The 21853-nt window shown below is 72.0% G+C and carries 21 protein-coding genes; 15 read left to right on the forward strand and 6 right to left on the reverse strand.

Annotated features, from left to right (window positions below; translation table 11 throughout):
* The 13 genes from ACQUQD_RS31060 (at window position 1) to ACQUQD_RS31120 (ending at window position 14630) form a co-directional block, all read left to right on the forward strand.
* Window positions 1-579 carry a TIGR03086 family metal-binding protein gene (locus ACQUQD_RS31060; protein WP_428955471.1) on the forward strand — a complete coding sequence of 193 codons (579 nt, stop codon included), beginning with the start codon at window positions 1-3 and terminating at the stop codon, window positions 577-579.
* Window positions 580-765: 186 nt separating this feature from the next.
* On the forward strand, window positions 766-1431 hold the full coding sequence (locus ACQUQD_RS31065; RefSeq protein ID WP_428955472.1) for a GntR family transcriptional regulator: 666 nt from the start codon (window positions 766-768) through the stop codon (window positions 1429-1431).
* On the forward strand, window positions 1428-2357 hold the full coding sequence (locus ACQUQD_RS31070) for a dihydrodipicolinate synthase family protein (RefSeq protein ID WP_428955473.1): 930 nt from the start codon (window positions 1428-1430) through the stop codon (window positions 2355-2357). Before ACQUQD_RS31065 ends, ACQUQD_RS31070 begins: the two co-directional genes overlap by 4 nt.
* Window positions 2354-4093 (forward strand): L-arabinonate dehydratase, encoded by a 1740-nt coding sequence (gene araD, locus ACQUQD_RS31075; protein ID WP_428955474.1) that lies wholly within the window; start codon window positions 2354-2356, stop codon window positions 4091-4093. Before ACQUQD_RS31070 ends, araD begins: the two co-directional genes overlap by 4 nt.
* 132 nt (window positions 4094-4225) lie before the next feature.
* Window positions 4226-5155 carry a carbohydrate ABC transporter permease gene (locus ACQUQD_RS31080; protein ID WP_428955475.1) on the forward strand — a complete coding sequence of 310 codons (930 nt, stop codon included), beginning with the start codon at window positions 4226-4228 and terminating at the stop codon, window positions 5153-5155.
* The gene (locus ACQUQD_RS31085; RefSeq protein ID WP_428955476.1) at window positions 5152-6063 is read left to right on the forward strand and encodes a carbohydrate ABC transporter permease; all 912 of its coding nucleotides are present in this window, start codon (window positions 5152-5154) and stop codon (window positions 6061-6063) included. Before ACQUQD_RS31080 ends, ACQUQD_RS31085 begins: the two co-directional genes overlap by 4 nt.
* Window positions 6060-7247 (forward strand): Gfo/Idh/MocA family protein, encoded by a 1188-nt coding sequence (locus ACQUQD_RS31090; RefSeq protein WP_428955477.1) that lies wholly within the window; start codon window positions 6060-6062, stop codon window positions 7245-7247. The genes ACQUQD_RS31085 and ACQUQD_RS31090 overlap by 4 nt, the downstream gene beginning before the upstream one ends.
* On the forward strand, window positions 7244-8104 hold the full coding sequence (locus ACQUQD_RS31095; protein WP_428955478.1) for a PmoA family protein: 861 nt from the start codon (window positions 7244-7246) through the stop codon (window positions 8102-8104). Before ACQUQD_RS31090 ends, ACQUQD_RS31095 begins: the two co-directional genes overlap by 4 nt.
* Entirely contained in the window at window positions 8101-9645 is a 1545-nt protein-coding gene (locus ACQUQD_RS31100; RefSeq protein WP_428955479.1) for a family 43 glycosylhydrolase, read from the forward strand. Before ACQUQD_RS31095 ends, ACQUQD_RS31100 begins: the two co-directional genes overlap by 4 nt.
* Before the next feature lie 94 nt (window positions 9646-9739).
* Window positions 9740-11089 (forward strand): ABC transporter substrate-binding protein, encoded by a 1350-nt coding sequence (locus ACQUQD_RS31105; RefSeq protein ID WP_428955480.1) that lies wholly within the window; start codon window positions 9740-9742, stop codon window positions 11087-11089.
* 112 nt (window positions 11090-11201) lie between these two features.
* On the forward strand, window positions 11202-12023 hold the full coding sequence (locus ACQUQD_RS31110) for a rhamnogalacturonan acetylesterase (protein ID WP_428955481.1): 822 nt from the start codon (window positions 11202-11204) through the stop codon (window positions 12021-12023).
* Window positions 12024-12043: 20 nt separating this feature from the next.
* On the forward strand, window positions 12044-13339 hold the full coding sequence (locus ACQUQD_RS31115; RefSeq protein ID WP_428955482.1) for a pectate lyase family protein: 1296 nt from the start codon (window positions 12044-12046) through the stop codon (window positions 13337-13339).
* A 154-nt stretch (window positions 13340-13493) separates the two neighbouring features.
* Window positions 13494-14630, forward strand: coding sequence for a pectinesterase family protein (locus ACQUQD_RS31120; protein ID WP_428955483.1), 1137 nt, complete (start codon window positions 13494-13496; stop codon window positions 14628-14630).
* Here the strand turns inward: ACQUQD_RS31120 and ACQUQD_RS31125 are convergent.
* The gene (locus ACQUQD_RS31125) at window positions 14602-14916 is read right to left on the reverse strand and encodes a hypothetical protein (protein WP_428955484.1); all 315 of its coding nucleotides are present in this window, start codon (window positions 14914-14916) and stop codon (window positions 14602-14604) included. The two genes, ACQUQD_RS31120 and ACQUQD_RS31125, sit on opposite strands and share 29 nt — an antisense overlap.
* A 314-nt stretch (window positions 14917-15230) precedes the next feature.
* Between ACQUQD_RS31125 and ACQUQD_RS31130 the strand changes: the two genes are divergently transcribed.
* Window positions 15231-16025 carry an HAD family acid phosphatase gene (locus tag ACQUQD_RS31130; protein ID WP_428955485.1) on the forward strand — a complete coding sequence of 265 codons (795 nt, stop codon included), beginning with the start codon at window positions 15231-15233 and terminating at the stop codon, window positions 16023-16025.
* A gap of 70 nt (window positions 16026-16095) precedes the next feature.
* Here ACQUQD_RS31130 and ACQUQD_RS31135 read toward each other — a convergent pair whose 3' ends face one another.
* The 3 genes from ACQUQD_RS31135 to ACQUQD_RS31145 are packed head-to-tail and all read right to left on the reverse strand — an operon-like array spanning window position 16096 to window position 18386.
* On the reverse strand, window positions 16096-16935 hold the full coding sequence (locus tag ACQUQD_RS31135) for a pectate lyase (protein WP_428955486.1): 840 nt from the start codon (window positions 16933-16935) through the stop codon (window positions 16096-16098).
* Between the two features lie 45 nt (window positions 16936-16980).
* Window positions 16981-17820 carry a hypothetical protein gene (locus tag ACQUQD_RS31140; RefSeq protein ID WP_428955487.1) on the reverse strand — a complete coding sequence of 280 codons (840 nt, stop codon included), beginning with the start codon at window positions 17818-17820 and terminating at the stop codon, window positions 16981-16983.
* A complete protein-coding gene (locus ACQUQD_RS31145; protein WP_428955488.1) occupies window positions 17817-18386 on the reverse strand; it encodes a SigE family RNA polymerase sigma factor in 570 nt (189 codons plus the stop codon). The genes ACQUQD_RS31140 and ACQUQD_RS31145 overlap by 4 nt, the downstream gene beginning before the upstream one ends.
* 237 nt (window positions 18387-18623) lie before the next feature.
* On the opposite strand from ACQUQD_RS31145, the gene ACQUQD_RS31150 reads away from it, so the two are divergent.
* Window positions 18624-19403 carry a hypothetical protein gene (locus ACQUQD_RS31150; protein WP_428955489.1) on the forward strand — a complete coding sequence of 260 codons (780 nt, stop codon included), beginning with the start codon at window positions 18624-18626 and terminating at the stop codon, window positions 19401-19403.
* Window positions 19404-19410: 7 nt separating this feature from the next.
* Here the strand turns inward: ACQUQD_RS31150 and ACQUQD_RS31155 are convergent, their stop codons facing one another.
* Entirely contained in the window at window positions 19411-20871 is a 1461-nt protein-coding gene (locus ACQUQD_RS31155; protein ID WP_428955490.1) for a peptidoglycan D,D-transpeptidase FtsI family protein, read from the reverse strand.
* A 113-nt stretch (window positions 20872-20984) separates the two neighbouring features.
* Window positions 20985-21779, reverse strand: coding sequence for an IclR family transcriptional regulator (locus tag ACQUQD_RS31160; protein WP_428955491.1), 795 nt, complete (start codon window positions 21777-21779; stop codon window positions 20985-20987).
* Window positions 21780-21853: the final 74 nt, after the last annotated feature.

A 21853-nucleotide genomic window follows, 5' to 3' on the forward strand; every position in this document is an offset into this window, starting at 1 on the left:
ATGAGTGACGCAGCAGTGGACATCGGCCCGCAGGCCCGCATCGTCGCGCGCCTCGCCCACGGCGTCCGCGAGGACCAGCTCGACCTGCCCACGCCCTGTCCCGACTACGCCGTACGGCACCTGCTCGGCCACATCCTCGGGCTGTCCATCGGGCTGCGCGCCGCCGGCCGCAAGGAACTCGGCGGCCCGACCGCGACGGCCCCCGGCAGCACGCTCCCCGAACTCGGCCCCGACTGGCGGTCCGTCCTGCCCGGGGCGCTCGACGACCTCGTGGACACCTGGCAGGAGCCCGCCGCGTGGGAGGGCATGACGCAGGCGGGCGGCCTCGATCTGCCCGGCGCCGTCGCCGGACTGGTCACCGCCGACGAACTGGTCGTGCACGGCTGGGACCTGGCCCGCGCCACCGGCCAGGCGTACGCCCCCGACGAGGCCGCGCTGCGGGCCGCCCGTGACCTGCTCACGCCGGACGAGGGCGGCCGTGACGGCCTGTTCGGGCCGGTCGTGCCGGTGCCCGACGACGCCCCGCTCCTCGACCGTGTCATCGGCCTGAGCGGACGCGACCCGCACTGGAAGGCGTAGCCCAGGGATCGCCAAGTCCCGTGCGCCCGAACGCTGTTGGGTCTTTCTGATTTCTTTTGACGGAAGCGTTGACGAAACATCGCGCTGCTTCTAGCTTCAACGCGTCGTACTTCGTACGTCATATATGAGACGCGATACGAGATGTGCAATACGCGATCCGCCGGACATCAGACGCGAGAGGCGCGCATGACCTCAGTGCCCACTCCGATCCCCTCCTCCCGCACGCAGTACGTGCAGGAGGAGATCAAGCACCGCATCCTGACGGGACAGTTGAGACCGGGGCAGGCCCTGGTGGAGACCGACCTCGCCGCGCAGTTCGGGGTCTCCAAGACGCCGGTGCGCGAGGCCCTCAAGACCCTCGCCGGGACCGGGCTCGTCGTGATGAGCCAGTACAAGGGCGTCACGGTGCGCATGGTGGACGCGGACATGGCCCGCGAGGTCTACGACGTGCGGCTGCTGCTCGAACCGGAGGCGCTGCGCCGCACCGTGCACCGCCGCGCCTCCCTGGACGAGGCGCGCGCCGCCCTGGAGCGCTCCGACACCGCGACCGACGCGGCCCAACGCTCCCTCGCCAACCGGGAGTTCCACCGCGCGCTCTACGTCCCGTGCGGCAACCCGCTGCTCGGCAAGATGCTCGACGAGGTCCGCGACCAGGCCGCGCTCGTCTCGGCCGTCGCCTGGGCCGCCGACCCGTCCTGGGAGCGGGAGGCCGCCGAGCACCGGGAGATCCTGGAGCTCGCCCTCGCCGGTGACGCCCAGGGCGCCTCGCGCGCGCTGCGCGACCACATCGCGTCGTTCGTACAGCGGGCCTTCCCCGAGGCCCGGGATGAAGAGGGTGGGCACGACTCATGACAGCTCCGACGCCCGACGCGGCGTACCCGTTCGAGACCGCGCGGACCGCGCTCGCCGATGTCGTCGCGATCCCGGTGACCCCGTTCGCCGCGGACGGATCGGTCGACGAGGCCACCTACAAGGCGCTGCTGAGGCGGCTGCTCGACGCCGGAGTGCGCACCCTCACCCCGAACGGCAACACCGGCGAGTTCTACGCCCTGACCCCCCAAGAGCGCCGCCGTGTCACGGAGCTGACCCTGGCCGAAGCGGGGGAGCGGGCCGCGGTCCTGGTCGGTGTCGGCCATGACGTGCCGACCGCCGTCGAGGCCGCGCGGCACGCCCGCGACGCCGGCGCCCACATGGTGATGGTGCACCAGCCCGTGCATCCGTACGTCTCCGAGGGCGGCTGGGTCGACTACCACCGCGCCATCGCCGAGGCCGTGCCCGGGCTCGGCGTGGTCCCGTACCTGAGGAACGTCGCGCTGCCCGGCGCCCGGCTCGCCGAACTCGGCGCGGCCTGCCCGAACGTGATCGGGGTGAAGTACGCCGTCCCGGACGCCGCGCGGTTCGCCGCCTTCGCCCGGGACGCGGGCCTGGACCGCTTCGTGTGGGTCGCCGGGCTCGCCGAGCCCTACGCGCCGTCCTACTTCTCGGCCGGCGCCACCGGCTTCACCTCGGGTCTCGTGAACGTCGCGCCCGGCGTTTCGCTGTCCATGATCGAAGCGCTTCGATCGGGCGACTACCCGGCCGCCATGAAGATCTGGGAACAGATCCGCCGTTTCGAGGAGCTCCGCGGCGCCGACGCCTCCGCCAACAACGTCACCGTCGTCAAGGAGGCCCTCGCCTCCCTCGGCCTGTGCCGTCGCGAGGTCCGCCCGCCCAGCCGGGAACTGCCCGAGGCGGAGCGCGCCGAGGTGGCCGGCATCGCGGCGGGGTGGTCCCTATGAGTCCGGCCCGCCGCAGACTGGCCCCCGAGGAGCTGCGCTCCCACCAGTGGTACGGCACGGAGGGCGCCCTGCGCACCTGGTCGCACAACGCGCGGATGCGCCAGCTCGGCTACGAGGCCGAGGAGTACCGGGGCCGCCCGGTGATCGCCGTCCTGAACACCTGGTCCGACATCAACCCCTGCCACGTCCATCTGCGCGAGCGCGCCGAGGCGGTCAAGCGAGGGGTGTGGCAGGCCGGCGGCTTCCCGCTGGAGTTCCCCGTCTCCACGCTCTCGGAGACGTACCAGAAGCCCACCCCGATGCTCTACCGCAACCTGCTCGCCATGGAGACCGAGGAGCTGCTGCGCTCCTACCCCATCGACGCGGCGGTGCTGCTCGGCGGCTGCGACAAGTCGACCCCGGCGCTGCTCATGGGCGCCACGTCCGCCGATGTGCCGTCGGTCTTCGTCCCCGCGGGCCCGATGCTGCCCGGCCACTGGCGCGGCGAGACCCTCGGCTCCGGCACCGACATGTGGAAGTACTGGGACGAGCACCGCGCGGGCAACCTCACCGACTGCGAACTGCGCGAACTGCAGGGCGGACTGGCGCGATCGCCCGGCCACTGCATGACCATGGGGACCGCCTCCACGATGACCGCCGCGGCCGAGGCCCTCGGCATGACGCTGCCCGGCGCCTCGTCCATCCCCGCCGTCGACTCCGCGCACGAGCGGATGGCCGCCGCCTCCGGGCGCCGCGCCGTCGAGCTCGCCTGGACCGCGCTCAGGCCGTCCGGGATCCTCACGGACGAGGCCTTCGAGGACGCCGTCACCACGGTCCTCGGACTCGGCGGGTCGACCAACGCCGTGATCCACCTGATCGCGATGGCGGGCCGGGCCGGAGTCCGCCTCGGCCTCGACGACTTCGACCGCGTCGCACGCACGGTGCCGGTGCTCGCCAACGTACGGCCCGGCGGCCGGACGTACCTCATGGAGGACTTCCACTTCGCCGGCGGCCTGCCCGCGTTCCTGTCCCGCATCCCCGACCTGCTCCACCTGGACCGGCCCACGGTCAACGGCTCGCTCCGCGACCAGATCGAGGGCGCCGTCGTCCACGACGACGACGTCATCCGCACCCGCGCGAACCCGGTCGCGCCCGAGGGCGGAGTCGCCGTGCTGCGCGGCAACCTCTGCCCCGACGGCGCCGTCATCAAGCACATCGCCGCCGAGCCGCACCTGCTGAAGCACACCGGCCGTGCCGTGGTCTTCGACGACTACCGGACCATGCAACGCACCATCAACGAACGGGAGCTGGGCATCACCGCCGACAGCGTGCTGGTGCTGCGCAACGCCGGCCCCAAGGGCGGGCCCGGCATGCCCGAGTACGGGATGCTGCCGATCCCCGACCACCTGCTGAAGCAGGGCGTGCGCGACATGGTGCGGATCTCCGACGCCCGGATGAGCGGCACGAGCTACGGGGCGTGCGTGCTGCACGTCGCCCCCGAGTCGTACGTCGGCGGGCCCCTCGCCCTGGTGCGCACCGGCGACCGCATCACCCTCGACGTCCCCGCCCGCTCCCTGCGGCTCGACGTGCCGGACGCCGAGCTGGAGCGGCGCAGGGCCGCGTGGACCGCCCCGCCCGAGCGCCACGAACGCGGGTACGGGGCGCTCTACAACGAGCAGATCACCCAGGCCGACACCGGCTGCGACTTCGCCTTCCTGGCCAGGCCGGGCAAGGTCCCCGATCCGTACGCGAGCTGACCCGCCCGGCCCGCCCCCCCCGCACGCCGTTCGGCCGATCTGCCGAACGACGTCCGCGAAGCGCTTCGAACCCGAAGCCGTCGAAGCGCTTCGCCCGCATCACGTCTGAGCCACCGAGAACGGAGTCCAGTCATGGCCCAAGCCGCAGCCGTGGCGAAAGCCCCGCCGCCCCGGCGCCGTAGGTCAGCCACCCCGCGCAGACTTCCGTACCTGCTGATCGCACCCGCCGGGCTGCTGATGCTGGGCTTCATCGCCTACCCCGTCATCAGCGTCTTCTACTACAGCCTGCAGAACTACAACCCCACCAAGCCGTGGCGCAACGGCTTCGCGGGCCTGGACAACTTCGTCACCGCCTTCACCGACGACCCCGACTTCTGGAGCACGCTGGGCTTCAGCCTCCAATGGGTCGTCGTGCAGGTGGTGCTGCAACTGCTGCTCGGCCTCGGGCTCGCGCTCGTCGTCAACCAGACCTTCGTCGGCCGCGCCATGGCCCGCGCGCTGGTCTTCTCGCCGTGGGCCGTCTCGGGCGTGCTCACCTCGGCCGTCTGGATGCTGCTCTACAACTCCCAGACGGGCATCACCCGTTACCTCGCGGACGTCGGCGTGGGCTCGTACGGCACCTCATGGCTGTCGGACACCGCGACCGTCTTCCCGGCCGTCGTCACCGCCGAACTCTGGCGCGGCGTCCCCTTCTTCGCGATCCTCATCCTCGCCGACCTGCAGTCCGTGTCGAAGGACCTGTACGAGGCCGCCGAGGTCGACGGCGCGAGCCGCTTCCGGCAGTTCCTGCACATCACGCTGCCGCACCTGAAGGACGCGATCATCCTGTCCACGCTGCTGCGCGCGGTGTGGGAGTTCAACAACGTCGACCTCCTCTACACCCTCACCGGCGGCGGACCCGCGGGTGAGACGACCACCCTGCCGCTGCGCATCGCCTCCATCGCCGTCGACTCGCACGACTTCGGCTACGCGTCCGCGCTGACCTCCATCGCCTTCGTGATCCTCCTGTTCTGCTCGATGGTCTATCTGCGCCTGAGCAAGTTCGGGGGCGAGGAGAAGTGACCGTCAAGGAAGCCCCGTTGACCGCCACCACCCCGATCGCTGCCCCGGCCGGCGGCCGGCACCGGCTCGATGTCACCCCGCCCCGCAAGAGCCGCTCCTGGGACGACGTGCCGCGCTGGCAGATCTATGTCCCGCTCGGTGTCTACCTGCTCTTCACGCTCGTCCCGTTCTACTGGATGCTGCTGTTCGCGTTCCGGCCCGCCGGGTCCACCTCGCTGGTGCCGTGGCCGCTCACCTTCGACCACTTCGACAAGGTGTGGAACGAGCGGTCCTTCGGCCTCTTCTTCCAGAACAGCCTGCTCGTCGGCGTCGCCTCGATGCTGATGACGACCGTCGTCGCGCTGGCCGGCGGCTACGCCCTGGCCCGGTTCAACTTCAAGGTCAAACAGGGCTTCATGCTGGCCCTGCTGTGCTCGCAGTTCATCCCCGGCGCCCTGATGCTGGTGCCGCTGTTCCAGATCTTCGCCAACCTGAAGATGATCAACTCGCTGGGCAGCGTCATCATCGCCGAGACCGTCTTCCAGCTGCCGCTCACGATGATCCTCATCAGCGGCTTCATCAAGAACGTGCCGTACTCCCTGGAAGAGGCGGCCTGGGTCGACGGCTGCGGACGCTTCCGCGCCTTCTGCGCCGTGGTCCTGCCGCTGCTGCGACCGGGGCTGATCGCGGTCGGCTCCTTCGCCTTCGTGCACAGCTGGAACCACTTCCTGTTCGCCCTGATGTTCCTCTCCGACCAGGACAAGCAGACGATCCCCGTCGGCCTCGCGACTCTCATGGGCGCCGACTCCGTCGACCTGGGCGCGCTCGCCGCGGGCGGCGTCGTCGCCGCCGTCCCCGTCGTGATCGTCTTCGCGTTCATCCAGAAGTGGCTCGTCACGGGCTTCAGCGCCGGGGCGGTGAAGGGATGAGCGGCCACCCGCGGGAGCCGGTCCCCGTCGTCCTCGCCGGGGCGCGCGGCCACGGCCGCTGGCACCTGGACAACCTCCGGCGCCTCACCGGCGCGGGCCGCGTCACGCTCGCCGGCGTGTGCGAGCTGAAGCCGCTGGAGGAGTCCGAGCTCGGCGGCTTCGGGCCCGTCGCCCAGTCCGACGACTTCGGGGCGCTCCTGGACGCGACCGGCGCCCGGATCGCGATCGTCTGCACCCCGATCCCCACCCACGCCGACCTGGCCCTGACCGCCGCCCGGCGCGGCGTGCACCTCCTCCTGGAGAAGCCGCCCGCACCGTCCTACGCGGAGTACGCGCGGATGGCCCGGGGCGTGGCCGAGCAGGGCATCGCCTGCCAGGTCGGCTTCCAGTCGCTGGGCTCGCACGCGGTGCCCCACGTCCGCGACCTCGTCCGCGACGGGGTCATCGGTGAACCCCTGGGCATCGGCGCCGCCGGAGCCTGGGCCCGTGACGAGGCCTACTTCCGGCGTGCCCCGTGGGCCGGACGCCGCCGCCTCGACGACGGCGCCGGCGGGCACGTCGACGTCGTCGACGGCGTCCTCACCAACCCCCTCGCGCACGCCGTCGCCACCGCCCTCGCCCTCGACGGGGCGACCGGCGCCGACGACCTCGCCGACATCCGCACCGAACTCTTCCGCGCCCACACCATCGAGGCCGACGACACCTCGTACGTCGGGATCACCACCCGCCGCGACACCCGCGTCACCGTCGCCGCGACGCTCTGCGCCGAGCGGCCCGGCGAGCCGTACGTCGTCGTGCCCGGCACCCACGGCCGGATCACCTTCTGGTACAAGCAGGACCGCGTCCTCGTACAGCGCGCGGGGCACGGCCCGCAGGAGACCGCGCACGGGCGCACGGACCTCCTGGAGAACCTCGTCGACCACCTGACGGCCGGCGCGGAACTCCTCGTCACCCCCGCCTCGACGGGCGCCTTCATGCGCGTCGTCGAGGCGATCCGACGGGCCCCCGACCCGCGCGCCCTGCCCGCCGACGCGTGGCGCACCGCGCCCGGCGCGGGCGAGGACACCGTCCGCCGCGTCGTGCCCGGCATCGACGCCCTCGTCGCCGCCAGCGCCGACTCCCTCACCGGCTACGCCGAGCTCGGAGCGGTCTGGGCCCGGACAGGACTGGAGGCAGCACCGTGAGTCATCTCCTGCGACAGGCCACCGCACCCCTGACCCTGAGCTGCGCGGGCCGTCCCGTCGCCCGCTACGACCTGCGCCCCGACGTCGGGCAGCGGCTCGCGCCGCGCCCCTGCCTGCACCCGGTCAGCACCCTCGGCGGCACCCCGGTCACCGAGTTCGCCCCCGCCGACCACGTCCACCACCTCGGGGTGAGTATCGCCGTGCCGGACGTCGCCGGGTACAACTTCTGGGGCGGCCGCACCTACGTCCGCGGCCAGGGCCCCACCGCCCTGGACAACCACGGCGAGCAGCGGCACCGCGAGTTCAAGCTGTGCGACCCCGACGGGTTCGTCGAGGACCTGGAGTGGACCGCCGACGGCTGCCTCGTGCTGCGCGAGCGGCGCACCGTCGCCGCGTCCCAGGTCGCCGACGACGCCTGGGCGCTCGACCTGACCTTCACCCTCACCAACCCGGCCGACCAGGACCTGACCATCGGCAGCCCCGCCACCAACGGCCGCCCCGGCGCCGCCTACGGAGGCTTCTTCTGGCGCGCGCCCAAGGAGGCCGCCGCGCCCGCCGTGTTCACCGCGACCGACGACGGCGAGTCCGCCGTGCACGGCCGCACCGCCGGCTGGCTGGCCCTGGCGGGCGACGGCTGGACCCTCGTGTTCGCCGGGGCCACCGCCGAGACCCGGCGCGACCCCTGGTTCGTGCGCACGGGGGAGTACCCGGGCGTCGGCTCCTCCCTGGCCTCGCGGGCGCGGCTGCCGATCGCCGCCGGTGACACCGCCGTGCGCCGCGTCGTCACGGTCGTCGCCGACGGCCGCCTCGACCGGGCCCGCGCCGCCGCCCTCGTGCGCAAGGCGGTGGCCGCGTGAACGCCGGGCGGCGCACCGGCGACCTGGGCGACGGGACGTACCGCAACCCGGTGCTCGCCGCCGACTGGTCCGACCCGGACGTGATCCGCGTCGGCGACGACCACTACCTCACGGCGTCCAGCTTCGGCCGCGTCCCCGGCCTGCCGCTGCTGCACTCCCGCGACCTCGTCAACTGGACCCTGGTCGGCCACGCGCTCGACCGCCTCGAACCCGCCGAGGCGTTCGCGACGCCGCGCCACGACTGCGGCGTCTGGGCGCCGTCGCTGCGCCACCACGCGGGCCGCTTCTGGATCTTCTGGGGCGACCCCGACCACGGCGTGTTCCAGATCAACTCACCCTCCATCAGGGGCCCGTGGACCAGGCCGCACCTCCTCAAGGCGGGCAAGGGCCTCATCGACGCGTGCCCGCTGTGGGACGAGGAGACCGGGGAGGCGTTCCTCGTGCACGCCTGGGCCAGGTCCCGCTCCGGGGTCAAGAACCGGATCACCGGCCACCGGATGAGCCCCGACGGCCGCGAACTCCTCGACGAGGGCACGCTGTTGATCGACGGCGACCAGCTCCCCGGCTGGTTCACCGTCGAGGGACCCAAGGCGTACCGGCACGACGGCTGGTACTGGATCTTCGCCCCGGCCGGGGGCGTGGAGACCGGCTGGCAGGGCGTGTTCCGCTCCCGCTCCTTCTTCGGGCCCTACGAGGAGCGCGTCGTGCTCGAGCAGGGCGACAGCGGCATCAACGGCCCCCACCAGGGCGGCTGGGTGCGCACCGGTGCCGGCGAGGACTGGTTCCTGCACTTCCAGCAGCGCGGGCCGTACGGACGCGTCGTGCATCTGCAGCCGATGCGCTGGGACGCGTCCGGCTGGCCGGTGCTCGGCGACGAGGGTACCCCCGTGCACGTACACGAGAAGCCCGCGCTGCCCGTGCAGCCCGTCACCGCGCCCGCCACCGACGACGACTTCCCCGGCGGCCGCTTCGGACGGCAGTGGCAGTGGACCGCCAACCCCCGCGACGGCTGGGCCAGTTCGCACGCCGGGGACGGGCTGCGCCTCGCCTGTGTGCGGTCCGGGGACAGGGTGCGCGACCTGCGCCGCGTCCCGCACCTGCTCACCCAGCGGCTGCCGCTGCCGCCGTCCCGGATCGAGGTCGGCCTCCGGCTCACCAGCACCACCCCCGGCGCCGGAGCGGGACTCGCCGTCCTCGGCGACGCCTACTCCTGGATCGGCCTGGAGCGCGGCGCGGACGGCACCGCGCACGTCGCGCACCGGTTCGCCGAGGCCGTCGCCGACGCGGAGCGCGACGCCGCACCGGTGCGCGCGGCGCCGGGCGGGACGGCGCGCCTGCGTGTCGACGTCACCGACGGGGCGCGCTGCCGCTTCTCCGTCGACACCGGTGACGGCGCCGGGTTCCGTCCCTCGGGCCAGGTGTTCGCCGCCGCGCCGTGGCGCTGGGTCGGGGCGCTGCTCGGGCTGTTCGCCGCGGCGCCGGCCGGCACCGGGCCCGCCGGAACGGCCCTGTTCACGCACTTCCGGATCACCACCGTCTGACCGCCCGAAGACCCCTGCTCCACCGGCCTTTCCTGCCTCGCTCAGCACACGCCAGTCACCACCCTCCGTCGGATCCAGAAGAAGAGAGCCGATCATGAACATCCGTATCCGCAGACCCGCGCTCCGCACCGGCACCGCCCTCGCCCTGACCACGGTCCTCGCGCTCACCGCCACCGCTTGCGGCGACGACGGCAGCGGCGCTGGCGGCGACAAGGGCGACGAGGGCTCGGGCAAGGGCGAGATCACCTTCTGGGACAACAACACGGCCGTGCGCCGCGATGTCTGGATGGAGATCATCAAGGACTTCGAGAAGGCGAACCCCGGCATCAAGGTGAAGTACGTCGGTATCCCCGCCGAGAGCGTGCAGTCCAAGTACGACACCGCGATCCAGGGCGGCGGCCTGCCCGACGTCGGCGGTGTGGGCACCGCCATGCTGGCCGGGATCGCCGCGCAGAACGCCCTCGAACCGCTCGACGACCGCGTCGCCACCAGCGCCCTCAACGGCAAGCTCAACGACGCCTTCGTGGAGTCCGTGAAGGCCGCCGGCGGTTCCGGCTCCTCGATGTTCACCGTCCCGACCTCGGCCAACAACGGTGTCCTGTACTACCGCACCGACCTGTTCAAGTCGGCCGGTCTGGACGCCCCGACGACGTGGAGGAAGTTCTTCGACGCCGCCGGCAAGCTCACCGACACCGGCAAGAACCGGTTCGGCTACACCATCCGCGGCGGCGAGGGCTCCATCGCCCAGGCGCTCGACGTCATGTACGGGCAGAGCGGCATCACCTCGTTCTGGGACGCGGACAACACGAAGACGACGGTCAACGACCCCAAGAACGTGGCCGCGTTGGAGAAGTACGCCGGCCTCTACAAGAAGGCCACGCCGTCCGCCGACGTCAACAACGACTTCACCAAGATGGTCGCGCAGTTCGACAGCGGCCAGATCGGCATGCTCAGCCACAACCTGGGCTCCTACGGCGACCACGTGAAGGCGTTCGGCACCAAGTTCCGCGGCCTGCCCAACCCGACCGGCGACGACGGCACCCGCGTCCAGGTCTCCAACCCCGTGGACGGGCTCGGCCTGTTCAAGTCGAGCAAGAACAAGCAGGCCGCCTGGAAGTTCATCGAGTTCGCCGCCTCGCACGCGGAGAACAGCAAGTGGAACGAGTCGGCCAAGCAGATCCCCGCCAACACCGAGGCGGCCAAGGACGCCTGGGTCCAGAAGTCCGAGCCGACCCGGCTGGCCGCCGAGGCGCTCGCGTCCGGCTCCACCAAGATCGTGCAGCTGCCGTACTACCTGCCCGACTGGAACACCATCTCCAAGGCCGAGAACGAGGACGACCTGCAGAAGGTCCTGCTCGGCAAGGAGTCGTCCAAGCAGTTCCTGGACCGGCTCGCCGACCAGCTGAACAAGGCGCAGGACGAATGGAAGGCACAGGCCAAGTAGGAGCCGTGCCCGGTCGACCGGTCCGGCGGCGGGATGTCTCCTGTCGTACCACTCCCGCCGCCGGATCCTCCACGCACCTTTCGCCCCGCTCCTGAAAGGACGGCACATCGTCGTGTCGACCACCCGAAGAGCGGCCCTGGCCGCACTCGCCGGACTGCCGCTGGCCGCGGCCGTCGCGGGCCCGGCAACCGCGGCCGCCCGCCACGACCACCGGACCCTGTTCGTCGCGGGCGACTCCACCGCCGCCCAGAAGTACGCGGACGCCGCGCCCGAGACCGGCTGGGGCACGGCCCTGCCGTTCTTCCTCTCCTCGCGCGTCGAGGTCGCCAACCACGCGGTCAACGGCCGCAGTTCGAAGAGCTTCGCCGACGAGGGCAGGCTGGACGCGATCCTCGGCGCGATCCGCCCCGGCGACCTCCTGCTGATCCAGTTCGCGCACAACGACGAGAAGAGCGCCGACCCCACCCGCGCCACCGAGCCCTGGTCGACGTACCAGGAGTACCTGATGCGCTACGTCGACGGGGCGCGGGCTCACGGCGCCCGCCCGGTGTTCGCCACGCCCGTCGAACGCAGAAGGTTCGACGCCGACGGCAACGCGCAGCCCACCCACGGCGACTACCCGGCGGCGATGCGCGCCCTCGCCCGGCAGGAGGGCGTCGCGCTCCTCGACATCCAGGCGCTGTCGCTCGCGCTGTGGCAGCGGCTCGGGGTCGAGGAGACGAAGGCCTACTTCAACTGGACCGCCACCGAACAGGACAACACGCACGCCAACCCGCCCGGCGCGATCGCCGTGGCCCGCCTCGTCGCCACCGAACTGCTGCGCCGCCGGGTGCTGCCCGCGCGGGACCTGCGCCGGCTCGGCGACGAGATCGACGAACTCTCCGATGTGTGGCAGTCGCGGCTGACGTGGCTGCCCGGCACGACACCCGCCTGAAATCCCGCGAGGAGCACACAGTGAACACACCGAGATGTCATGCACGTGTCATAGCGACGGTGCTGGGCTGCACCGCACTCGTCCTCGCCGTCACCGGCACGGGCGCCGCGCAGGCGCACGGCCGCGACGTGGCCCGTGAGACCCTGGCCGCGGGCGACGGCTGGGGCTCGGCCACGACCGGCACCCAGGGCGGCGCCGCCGCCGATGCCGCCCACGTCTACACGGTCACCACCTGGGCCGGCCTGAAGGCCGCCTTCGCCGACGGCGGCAGCACGCCGAAGATCGTCCGGATCAAGGGCACCCTCGACGCGGACGGCGCGGACTGCGCCGAGTTCGCCGCCCCGGGCTACGACTTCGACCGGTACCTCGCCGACTACGACCCGGCCGTCTGGGGCTACGAGAACGAGGTCAGCGGCGAGCAGGAGGACCTGCGGGCCGCCTCCGCCGCCGCCCAGGCCAAGGCCGTCAAGGCGAACGTCCCCGCCAACACCACGCTCATCGGCGTCGGCAAGGGCGCGGGCATCGTCGGCGGCAGCCTCCAGATCAACGGGGTCGACAACGTCATCGTGCGCGGCCTCACCCTGGAGTCCCCGCTCGACTGCTTCCCGCAGTGGGACCCGACCGACGGCGACACCGGCAACTGGAACTCCGAGTACGACGCGGCCGTCCTCTCCAACGCCACGCACGTCTGGCTCGACCACAACACGTTCACCGACGGCGACCACCCGGACTCGACCCTGCCCACCTACTACGGGCGGCTCTACCAGCAGCACGACGGCGAGCTGGACATCGTCAAGGGCGCCGACCACGTCACCGCCTCCTGGAACGTGTTCGCCGACCACGACAAGACCCTGATGATCGGCAACAGCGACAGCGCGGGCGCGACGGACCGCGGCAAGCTGCGCGTGACCCTGCACCACAACCTGTTCACCGGCCTGGTCGAACGCGCGCCCCGGGTGCGCTTCGGGCAGGTCGACGTCTACAACAACTCCTATGTGGGCAGGGCTGATTACGCGTACTCCTTCGGGATCGGCGCCGAGTCGCAGCTCTATGCGGAGAAGAACGCGTTCAGCCTGCCGAAGGGGATCAGCGCGGCGACCGTCCTGAAGAAGTGGAGCGAGGCGCCCCTCACCGCCGTCGACAACCGGGTCAACGGCCGGGCGGTCGACCTCATCGCCGTGCACAACGCGGAGATCCCCGGGGAGACGCTGGCCTCCGGCGCCGGGTGGACCCCGGCGCTGCGAGGGCATGTCGACCCGGCGCGTGCGGTGCCGCGCGCCGTGCAGCGGGGGGCCGGGGCGGAGCGGCTCGGGTAGGGCGCGCCCCGGCGCCGTTGTCGGCTGCCCCGTACGGGCGGGTGCGGCTCCCGTGGTGGCTGGGGGCGCGGTTCCCCCGCGCCCCCTCTCCGGGGCCCACCGGCCCGTGTCTCCTCGCCCTGTTCCGGACGACGCACCATGAAGGAGCCGCACCATGCCCAAGCCCCCACTCCCCCTTTCCCGGCGGAGGTTCGTCGTGGCCGGAGTCGGCGGCGCCGTCGCCCTCGGCGCCGGTGCCGTCCCCGCGCTCGCGACGTCCCGTCCCTTCGGCCGGTACGGGGCGCCGCGGCGGCGCCTCGACGCACGCACCCTGTACGTCCACCCGGGAGGCGCCGGTGACGTCACCACCGTGCAGGCCGCCGTGAACGCGGTGGCCGGGGCGGCCGGGTGGACCCTCGTCATCGCCCCCGGCGTCTACCGGGAGACCGTGTCCGCCGCCGCCCCCGACATGACCTGGATCGGCGCCTCGGGGGACCCGCGCGACACCGTCGTCGTGTACGACAACGCCGCCGGCACGCTGAAGCCCGACGGCTCGGGCCCGTACGGCACCACCGGCTCGGCCACCGTGACGCTGCGCGCCGACGGGTTCACCGCCCACGCGGTCACCTTCGCCAACGACTGGCTGCGCGCCGACCATCCGGGGATCACCGGGACGCAGGCCGTGGCCCTGAAGGTGACCGGCGACCGCTCGGCCTTCTTCCGGTGCCGGTTCCTCGGCCACCAGGACACGCTGTACGCCGACTCCGCCGCGCTCACCGTGTTCGCCCGCCAGTACTTCCGGGACTGCTACGCCGAGGGCGACGTCGACTTCGTCTTCGGCCGCGGCACCGCCGTCTTCGAGCGCTGCCACTTCCGCGCCCTCGACCGCGGCGACCTCGCCACGGCCCCGTACGGCTTCGTGTTCGCGCCGTCCACCGCGGCCGCCAACCCGCGCGGATACCTCGTCGTGCGCGGCCGGGTCAGCTCCACCGCCCCCGACGCCTACTACAAGCTGGCCCGGCCCTGGGTGCCCGGTTCCGACACCACCGCCCGCCCGATGCTCACGGTCCGCGACACCTGGCTCGGCCCCGGCATCGACGCCGTCACGCCCTACGCCAACATGTCCGACAGCTACCCGTGGCAGCGCCAGCGCTTCGCCGAGTACCGCAACACCGGCCCGGGCGCCCTCGTCACCGTGCCCGCGAACCGGCCGCAACTGGACGCCGGGGAAGCCGGATCGGCGACCGCCTCCGCCTATCTCGGCGACTGGAGGCCCGAGCCCGTCACCCCAGGTGCCACAGGGCGTAGGTGATGACGAGCAGGACGAGCCCGGCGCAGGCCAGCACCACACCGAGGAACCGGAGGTAGCCCACGCTGCCGAACACATTCGCCGACGGGGCGTCGAGCCGGCCCACCCCGCCCCAACGCTGCGCGCTGCGCTGCCGGATGCGCTCGGAGCGCCGGACCGTGATCCCGCGTACGTCGAGCGCCCACCGCAGGCCCGCCCAGACGGCGACGAGGCCGCCGAGGGCGAAGACGGCGAGCAGCACGGGGGACGCCCCGTGCGTCGAGGCGGCGACGGTGGACTGCTGAAGCACTGGGTGGATCCTTTTCGCGGGGCGGTGCGCAGCCCACGGTCCTGAGCGCGGGCGTGTGCGACCGCACGAGCCTATGGCGGCGTGCTCCAAGGCGAGGTCAAGCGGCCGCCATAGCTGAGCAATGGATCTACGGGGCACGCCGGGCTCCGGATATCTGTGGATCGTGTATCGATCGGATAAAGCCCCTCGCGGTCTCCGTGTGATGCGCGTAGACAAGCGGTGACCTGGCGCGGACGATCACGCGACGAAGCGTACGCGCGCCGGGGACCTCCTGAACCGACGGCCGTTCCAGGCCAGATCCGGAGACACGATCCATGCGGAAGTCCATCAGAGTCGCGGGTGTCGCCGCCGCGTGCGCCCTCGCCGGCGGAGCCCTCTACGGCACCGGCGCGGCCGGCGCCGGCGCCCCCACCGCGCGGACCACGGCCGAGCCGTACAACATCGGCAAGCTGGTCGGCGACATCAAGACGTACTACGGCGCCACCCAGGACGCCGACGGCACCTGGCAGGCCTCGCCCGACAGCGCCTACGCCGACGACCTCGCCCGCATCGAGGCGGGCGCCAAGAAGGACATCGCCAAGGCGGCGAAGAAGGCGAAGCACCACCACGCCAAGCCCGCCGTCGTCTTCGACATCGACGACACACTGCTGCTCAGCCTCGACTACGAGATCTCCACCAACTACGTCTACAACAGCGCCACATGGGCCGCATACGTGGCCAAGGCCGACCGCCCGGCGGTCTTCGGCACCCCCGCCCTCATCCAGTACGCGAAGAGCAAGGGCGTCGAGGTCTTCTACAACTCGGGACTGAACGAGGCCCAGCGCGCCCCGGCCGTCGAGAACCTGAAGAAGGCCGGCATCGACGTGAACCTCGACGCCGGGCACGTCTTCCTGAAGAACGCCGACAACCCGCCCGCCTACCTCAGCGGCTGCGCCACCGCCGGTGCCTGGAAGTGCACGACCGTGCAGTACAAGTCGGGCACCCGCAAGCACATCGAGTCCCTCGGCTACGACATCGTCGGCAACTTCGGCGACCAGCAGTCCGACCTCGACGGCGGCTACGCGAACAGGACGTACAAGCTCCCGAACCCGACGTACTTCGTCGGCTGAGGGCCCGGGAGCCACCGCGCAGCGCCCCCACCGGATCCCGCCGGCGGGGGCGCCGCGCTGTCGTGACGGCTCAGTCGTAGGTCAGGTCGGAGGCGGTGTACCGGCAGTACGTGCCGTCGGGGCCGCTGCCGACCTCGGTGGGCTCGGCGCCGGTGCTGTTGCCGTTGTAGCGGACGCACGGCTTGATCTTCTTGCTGCTGTCGCCGTGGATCCGGACGTTGCGCAGCGCCGCCGTGTCGCCGTAGTTGGAGTTGATGCCGACGATCGACTTGCCCGGCGCGGTCACGTCGACGTCGTTGACGATGATGTTGCGGTTCTTGTACTGGGTCGAGCAGTTGCCGCAGGAGCGGACCAGCTTGCCGAAGTCGGACACCTGGAACTTGGTGACGACGAGCTTGCCGGCGCCGTTGAACTGGAAGACCTTGTCGTCGGCCTTCCGCGCACCGCCGCCGTACACGGTGTAGACGGACGACGTGGACTTGCCCTTGAACGTGGCGGCGTCCTCACCGACGTCCTCCCACCAGACGTTCTGCAGGGTGCAACTGCCCGCGCAGTGCACGCCGTCGGCGGCGGGGGAGCCGATGATGACGTTCTTGAGGACGGCACCGTCCGCGAGGTTGAAGATCGGGTCCTGGCCCTCGTCCTGGCCGTCACCGCCGAGGTCGCCGGAACCGTAGAACCGCTTGTATCCGCCGTCGTAGGTGCCCGACACGGAGATGCTGCTGCTCACGGCCTGGGTGCCCTTGGCCTCCGGCCAGGCGGCCGCGGCGCCCGCGGTGCTGAGCATGCCGCTCGTGACGAGGGCGGCGCCGGTGAGGGTCAGCGCGGCGAGCCCGCCGAGGGTGGCCCTGCGCCGGGTGACGCGCCGGCGGTGATGGTGTGAGGGGGAGGGGTTGGCTCTCTTGGTCATGCCCGGTAGTCGCCGCGCCGCGAGGAAAGGTTGCCGCCTTCTCGGCTACTCGAAGTCCCCGCCCACCGTGACTCGTTCGCCGTCCGAGGTCCGGCCCGACACGGAATACGTGTCCCGCCCCGCGTCCCGCCCGCCCTCGGCATGGTCGAACTGCCCGGCGAACACATGCTGCCCGGGCGGTACCGTCCGCCCGGACCTCAGCACCCACCGGTACACCAGGAACCCGTCCCGCTCGGCGACGGACACCGTGAAGTCCTCGGCGGGCAGGGAGCGCCAGTTGCCGGTGTCGGCGACCCTCCCGGTCTGCGCGACCCGCAACTCCACGGTCAGCGAAGCCAGTTGCTCTTTCGTCTTGAACGTGACGTCGCTCTGTGCCCAGAAGTCGTTCGATCCGGGGTCGACCGATCCGTCCGACCACAGCGGCCCGTCGGTCGTGGCGGTGGCGGTGGGCGCGGAGGGGGCCGTCGCCTTTCCACGGTCGGCCGGGGAACGGGTCGGCGCCGAGCCGGTGTGCCGCGACGCCGGCGACGAGGCGGGCTGTCCGTCCGGCGCCGACGCGGAGCCGGAGGGCCGCGGCCCGCGCGACGTGGCGTCCGCCGTCGGCGTCCGTGCCGGGGCGGGCGTCGGGGTCACGGCGACCGTCTGCGTCGGGCCCTCGTCCCCGCGCAGCGCCGCGCCGACCGCGAGCCCGCCGACCGCGAGCGCCCCGGCGACCCCGGCCGTGATCCCGGCGATCCGCACCCAGCCGACGGCGGGGCCGCGCCGCTCCGGTACCGCCGGATGCGGATCGGACATGCCGCGCTCGACCCGGGCCAGCATCCGCTCCCGGTCGGGGCGGTGCGTGCCGGCGGCCTCGCGCAGCCGCCGCCGCAGGTCGTCGTTCACCGCCGGCCTCCTTCCACCGTCGCACCGACCGCCCGCACGCGACGCGGCGCCCGTCCGTCCAACCCGCCGGGCCCGAGCCGCCGTTCGAGCTCGGCCATGCCCTTCGAGGTCTGGCTCTTCACCGTACCCACCGAGATCCCGAGGGTGAGCGCGGTGTCCTTCTCCGACAGGTCGAACGCGTGCCGCAGCACCACGCACGCCCGCTTGCGGAACGGCAGTTCCCGCAGCGCGCCCTGCACATCGACCACGGCCGGCACGTCGGGATCCTCGGTGCGCTCGGACCTGCCCGACCAGAACAGCGCCACGCGCCGCCGCTCACGGACCGCGCTGCGGATCCGGGTGCGGGCCAGGTTGGCGACGACACCACGCGCGTACGCCACCGGGTGATCGGCGTTCCTGACCCGGTCCCAGCGGTGCCAGAGCGCGAGCAGCGCGTCCGCCGCGAGATCGTCGGCGGCGTCCGGCTCGCCCGTCAACAGGTGGGCGAGCCGGGCGAGTTCGGCATGATGCCGTTCGAAGAAGGCCCGGAACTCGGCGGAGGCGTCGTCGTCCACGACGGTGCTCACGCGGATCCCTCCCCTCACTGTGGGGCCCGACAGGAGGCGAGAGCGTACCAGCGTTCCGTACGGCGGTTCGAAGGGTGTGCGGGATATCGGACACGGGGGAGCAAGGGGCGTCGGCCGGGCTTCCTGCGGTGGAAGCGCGCGGGTGGGAGATAGATTTCCCCGTACTCGACCTGTACTCGACCTGTACTGGACCCCGACCTCTGCTCGACCCGTACCGGACCGACGCCTGGGAGTGCGATGACGGACCTGCCGGACTCCGCGGACCCACCCGGTGCCACCGCCTACATGACCGAGCTGACCCGCGCCCTGCTCGCCCGCGGGCTGCCGCCGGACCATGTCACGGCGACGGTCGCCGGCCTCGCGGCGCACCTGGCCGGGTGCGCACCGGCCCATCCGGTCGAGGAGTTCGGCCCGGTCCAGGACTTCGCCCGTCGGTTGGCACCGCAGTCCGCGGCCGGGGACGCCGAGGCCCCCGACGGCATCGTGGAGACGTGGCGCTGGACGGCCGACACCTACGCCGACGAGGCGCTCCTGGACCGCTTCGGCGACGAGGGCTGGGAGGTCGAGCGCATCGACGCCGACGGCCGCTTCGTCAGCCACCGCGACCCCGAGCGGCCGCGGCGCTGGGAGTACCGCAGAGAGCTGGTGACCCGGGGCCGCGCGGCGCCGGACGCGCAGCTCGCGGCCGACGGCTGGGAGCCGTGCGGCACCTGGGTCGTCCACGGCTGGTACAAGCGCCCGAAAGCGGCCGCGCCGGGCCCGGCCGCGGACGTCACGGCCCCGCCCCCGGCGGCCCCCGCCCGCCGCACCTCCCGCAGCCGCCGCTTCCTTGCCGCTCCGGCGGTGGCGGCCCTCGTGCTGATCGCCGCCGCGGTCGCGTCGGCCGTCTCCGACGGCGTGGCGATCACCGGGGCGGGCTTCGTCACGGGAGCGCTGACCGGCGCGGCGGTGCCCCTCCTGGCGGCCTGGGCGTTCCTGGCGTGGAAGCGCCGCCGCCAGGGAGGGGGAGCACCGTGACGCGGCGCTAGCTCTTCAGGGCCGCCGCCATCATGGACCTGGCGATCGGAGCGGCCAGGCCGTTGCCGCTGACCTCCGAACGCGCCGCGTCGGACTGCTCCACGAGCACCGCCACGGCGACCTCCTTCCCGGTCGAGTCGTCCTTCGCGTACGACGTGAACCAGGCGTACGGCGTCTTGCTGTTGTTCTCGCCGTGCTGCGCCGTACCGGTCTTGCCGCCCACGGTGGCCCCGGCGATCCGCGCGTTCGTGCCGGTGCCCTTCGTCACGACGGTCTCCATCGCCGACTGCAGTTGCGAGGCGGTCGACTCGCTGAGGACCCGCTCGCCGTCGGAGTCCGGGTAGCTCTTGATCGCGTCCCCGTCGGCGTTCGTCACCTCGGACACCATGTGCGGCGAGGCCTGCTCGCCGCCGTTGGCGATCGTCGCGGAGACCATCGCCATCTGCAGCGGCGTGGCCGTCACGTCGAACTGCCCGATGCCGGACAGCGCGGTCTGTGCCTTGTCCATGCCGGAGGGGTAGATGCTCTCGGCCGCGCGGACCGGTACGTCCCGCTTCTCGTCGTTGAAGCCGAGCTTCTCGGCCATCGCCTTCACCTTGTCCTGCCCCAGCTCGACGGCCATCTTGCCGAAGACGTTGTTGCAGGAGTACTGGAGAGCGGTGCGGATGGAGGCGTCCTCGCACGGCGCGCTCGCGCTCTCGTTCTTCAGATCCTTGCTGGTGCCCGGGAGCGGATACGGGTTCGGGGAGTCGGTCTTCGTGTCGACGGACGAGTACAGCCCGTTCTCCAGCGCGGCCGCGGCGACCACCAGCTTGAACGTCGAGCCCGGCGGCAGCGCCTGCTTCAGGGCCCGGTTCATGGTGGGCACGTCCTTGTCGTCGGACAGCTTCTTCCACGCCCGCGCGTCCGACGCCCCCGAGCCGCTGATCTCCGACGCGTCGTACGACGGCGTCGACACCATGCCGAGGATCTTCCCCGTCTTCGGGTCGATCGCGACGGCGGCGCCCTTCTTGTCGCCGAGCGCCTTGTACGCGGCCTTCTGTACGGACGGGTCGATCGTCGTGATCACGTCACCGGGATCGGCGTGCTTGCCGGTGAGTGTGTCGACGGGGTTCTTCAGCTGGGTGTCGGAGCCGTCGAGCACGTCCTGGTAGAGGGCCTCGAGCTGGGTCGAGCCGTACACCTGCGACGTGAAGCCGGTCACCGCCGAGTACAGGGAGCCGTCCTTGTAGGTCCGCTTGTACTTCAGGTCGCTGCCGCCACCTGTCTTCTCGGAGCCCGTCACCGCCTCTCCGCCCACGATGATGTCGCCCAGCGGATACGCGTACTGCGCGATCATCTTCCGCCGGTTCTTGTCGTTGTCCGCGAGGGCCTGACCGTCGTAGAACTGCACCCAGGTCGCCCTGACCAGCAGAGCGAGCACGAGGAGCAGACTGAAGACGGCGGCGTGCCTGATCGTCTTGTTCATCCCGCAGGAAAGACGAACGACCCCGAGCGAATCGTTCCGATAAACGCGCTTTTCTCAGAAACCTCTCACGAACGGAACGCCCCTCGCCCGGCGCGGACCGGCCCCGACAGGGATCAGAGCCGGCGCGTGGCGAGGGTCAGCCGGTCCCTGGCGTCGAACAGCGCGTCCTTCACCATCTGCTCGTGCGCGGGCGTCAGCCGCGCCACCGGCACCGAGCAGGAGATCGCGTCCCGGGCCGGGGTCCGGTACGGGACGGCGACACCGAAGCAGCGCAGCCCCAGCGTGTTCTCCTCGCGGTCCACCGCGAACCCCTGCTCGCGCACCGCGTGCAGCTCCTCGATGAGCTTCTCGCGGTCGGTGATCGTGTGCTCGGTCAGCGCGGGCAGCGTCTCCGGGAGCATCTTGCGGACCTGCTCGTCGGTGTGCGTGGCGAGCAGCGCCTTGCCCAGCGACGTGGAGTGCGCGGGCAGCCGTCGCCCCACGCGCGTGAAGGGCCGCAGATAGTGCTGCGACTGGCGCGTGGCCAGGTACACCACGTTCGTGCCGTCGAGGCGCGCCAGGTGGATGGTCTCCGTGGTGTCGTCCGAGAGCCGGTCGAGCGTGGGCCGCGCCGCGGCCACGACCTCGTCGCCGTCGATGTACGAGGTGCCCACCAGCAGCGCCCGCACCCCGATGCCGTACCGCGTCCCGGTCGCGTCCGTCTCCACCCAGCCGAGCTCGACGAGCGTGCGCAGCAGCATGTACAGGCTCGACTTCGGATACCCGACTGCTTCCTGGACGGCGGCCAGGGAGTGCATGCCGGGGCGCCCGGCGAAGTATTCGAGCAGTTCGACCGTGCGCACCGCCGACTTGACCTGCGCGCCACCCGCTCCGGCGCCCGCAACGGCCCCCGTCTCGCCTGCCGACATCGCCCTTGACCCCTTCGTTCGACGAGAAATAGTCTCCGTAGAGTTCATCACCAGAGACAGCGTTCAGTATATCG

Origin of the sequence: Streptomyces sp. cg35 (genome assembly GCF_050410835.1) — a bacterium.
Lineage (GTDB): Bacteria > Actinomycetota > Actinomycetes > Streptomycetales > Streptomycetaceae > Streptomyces.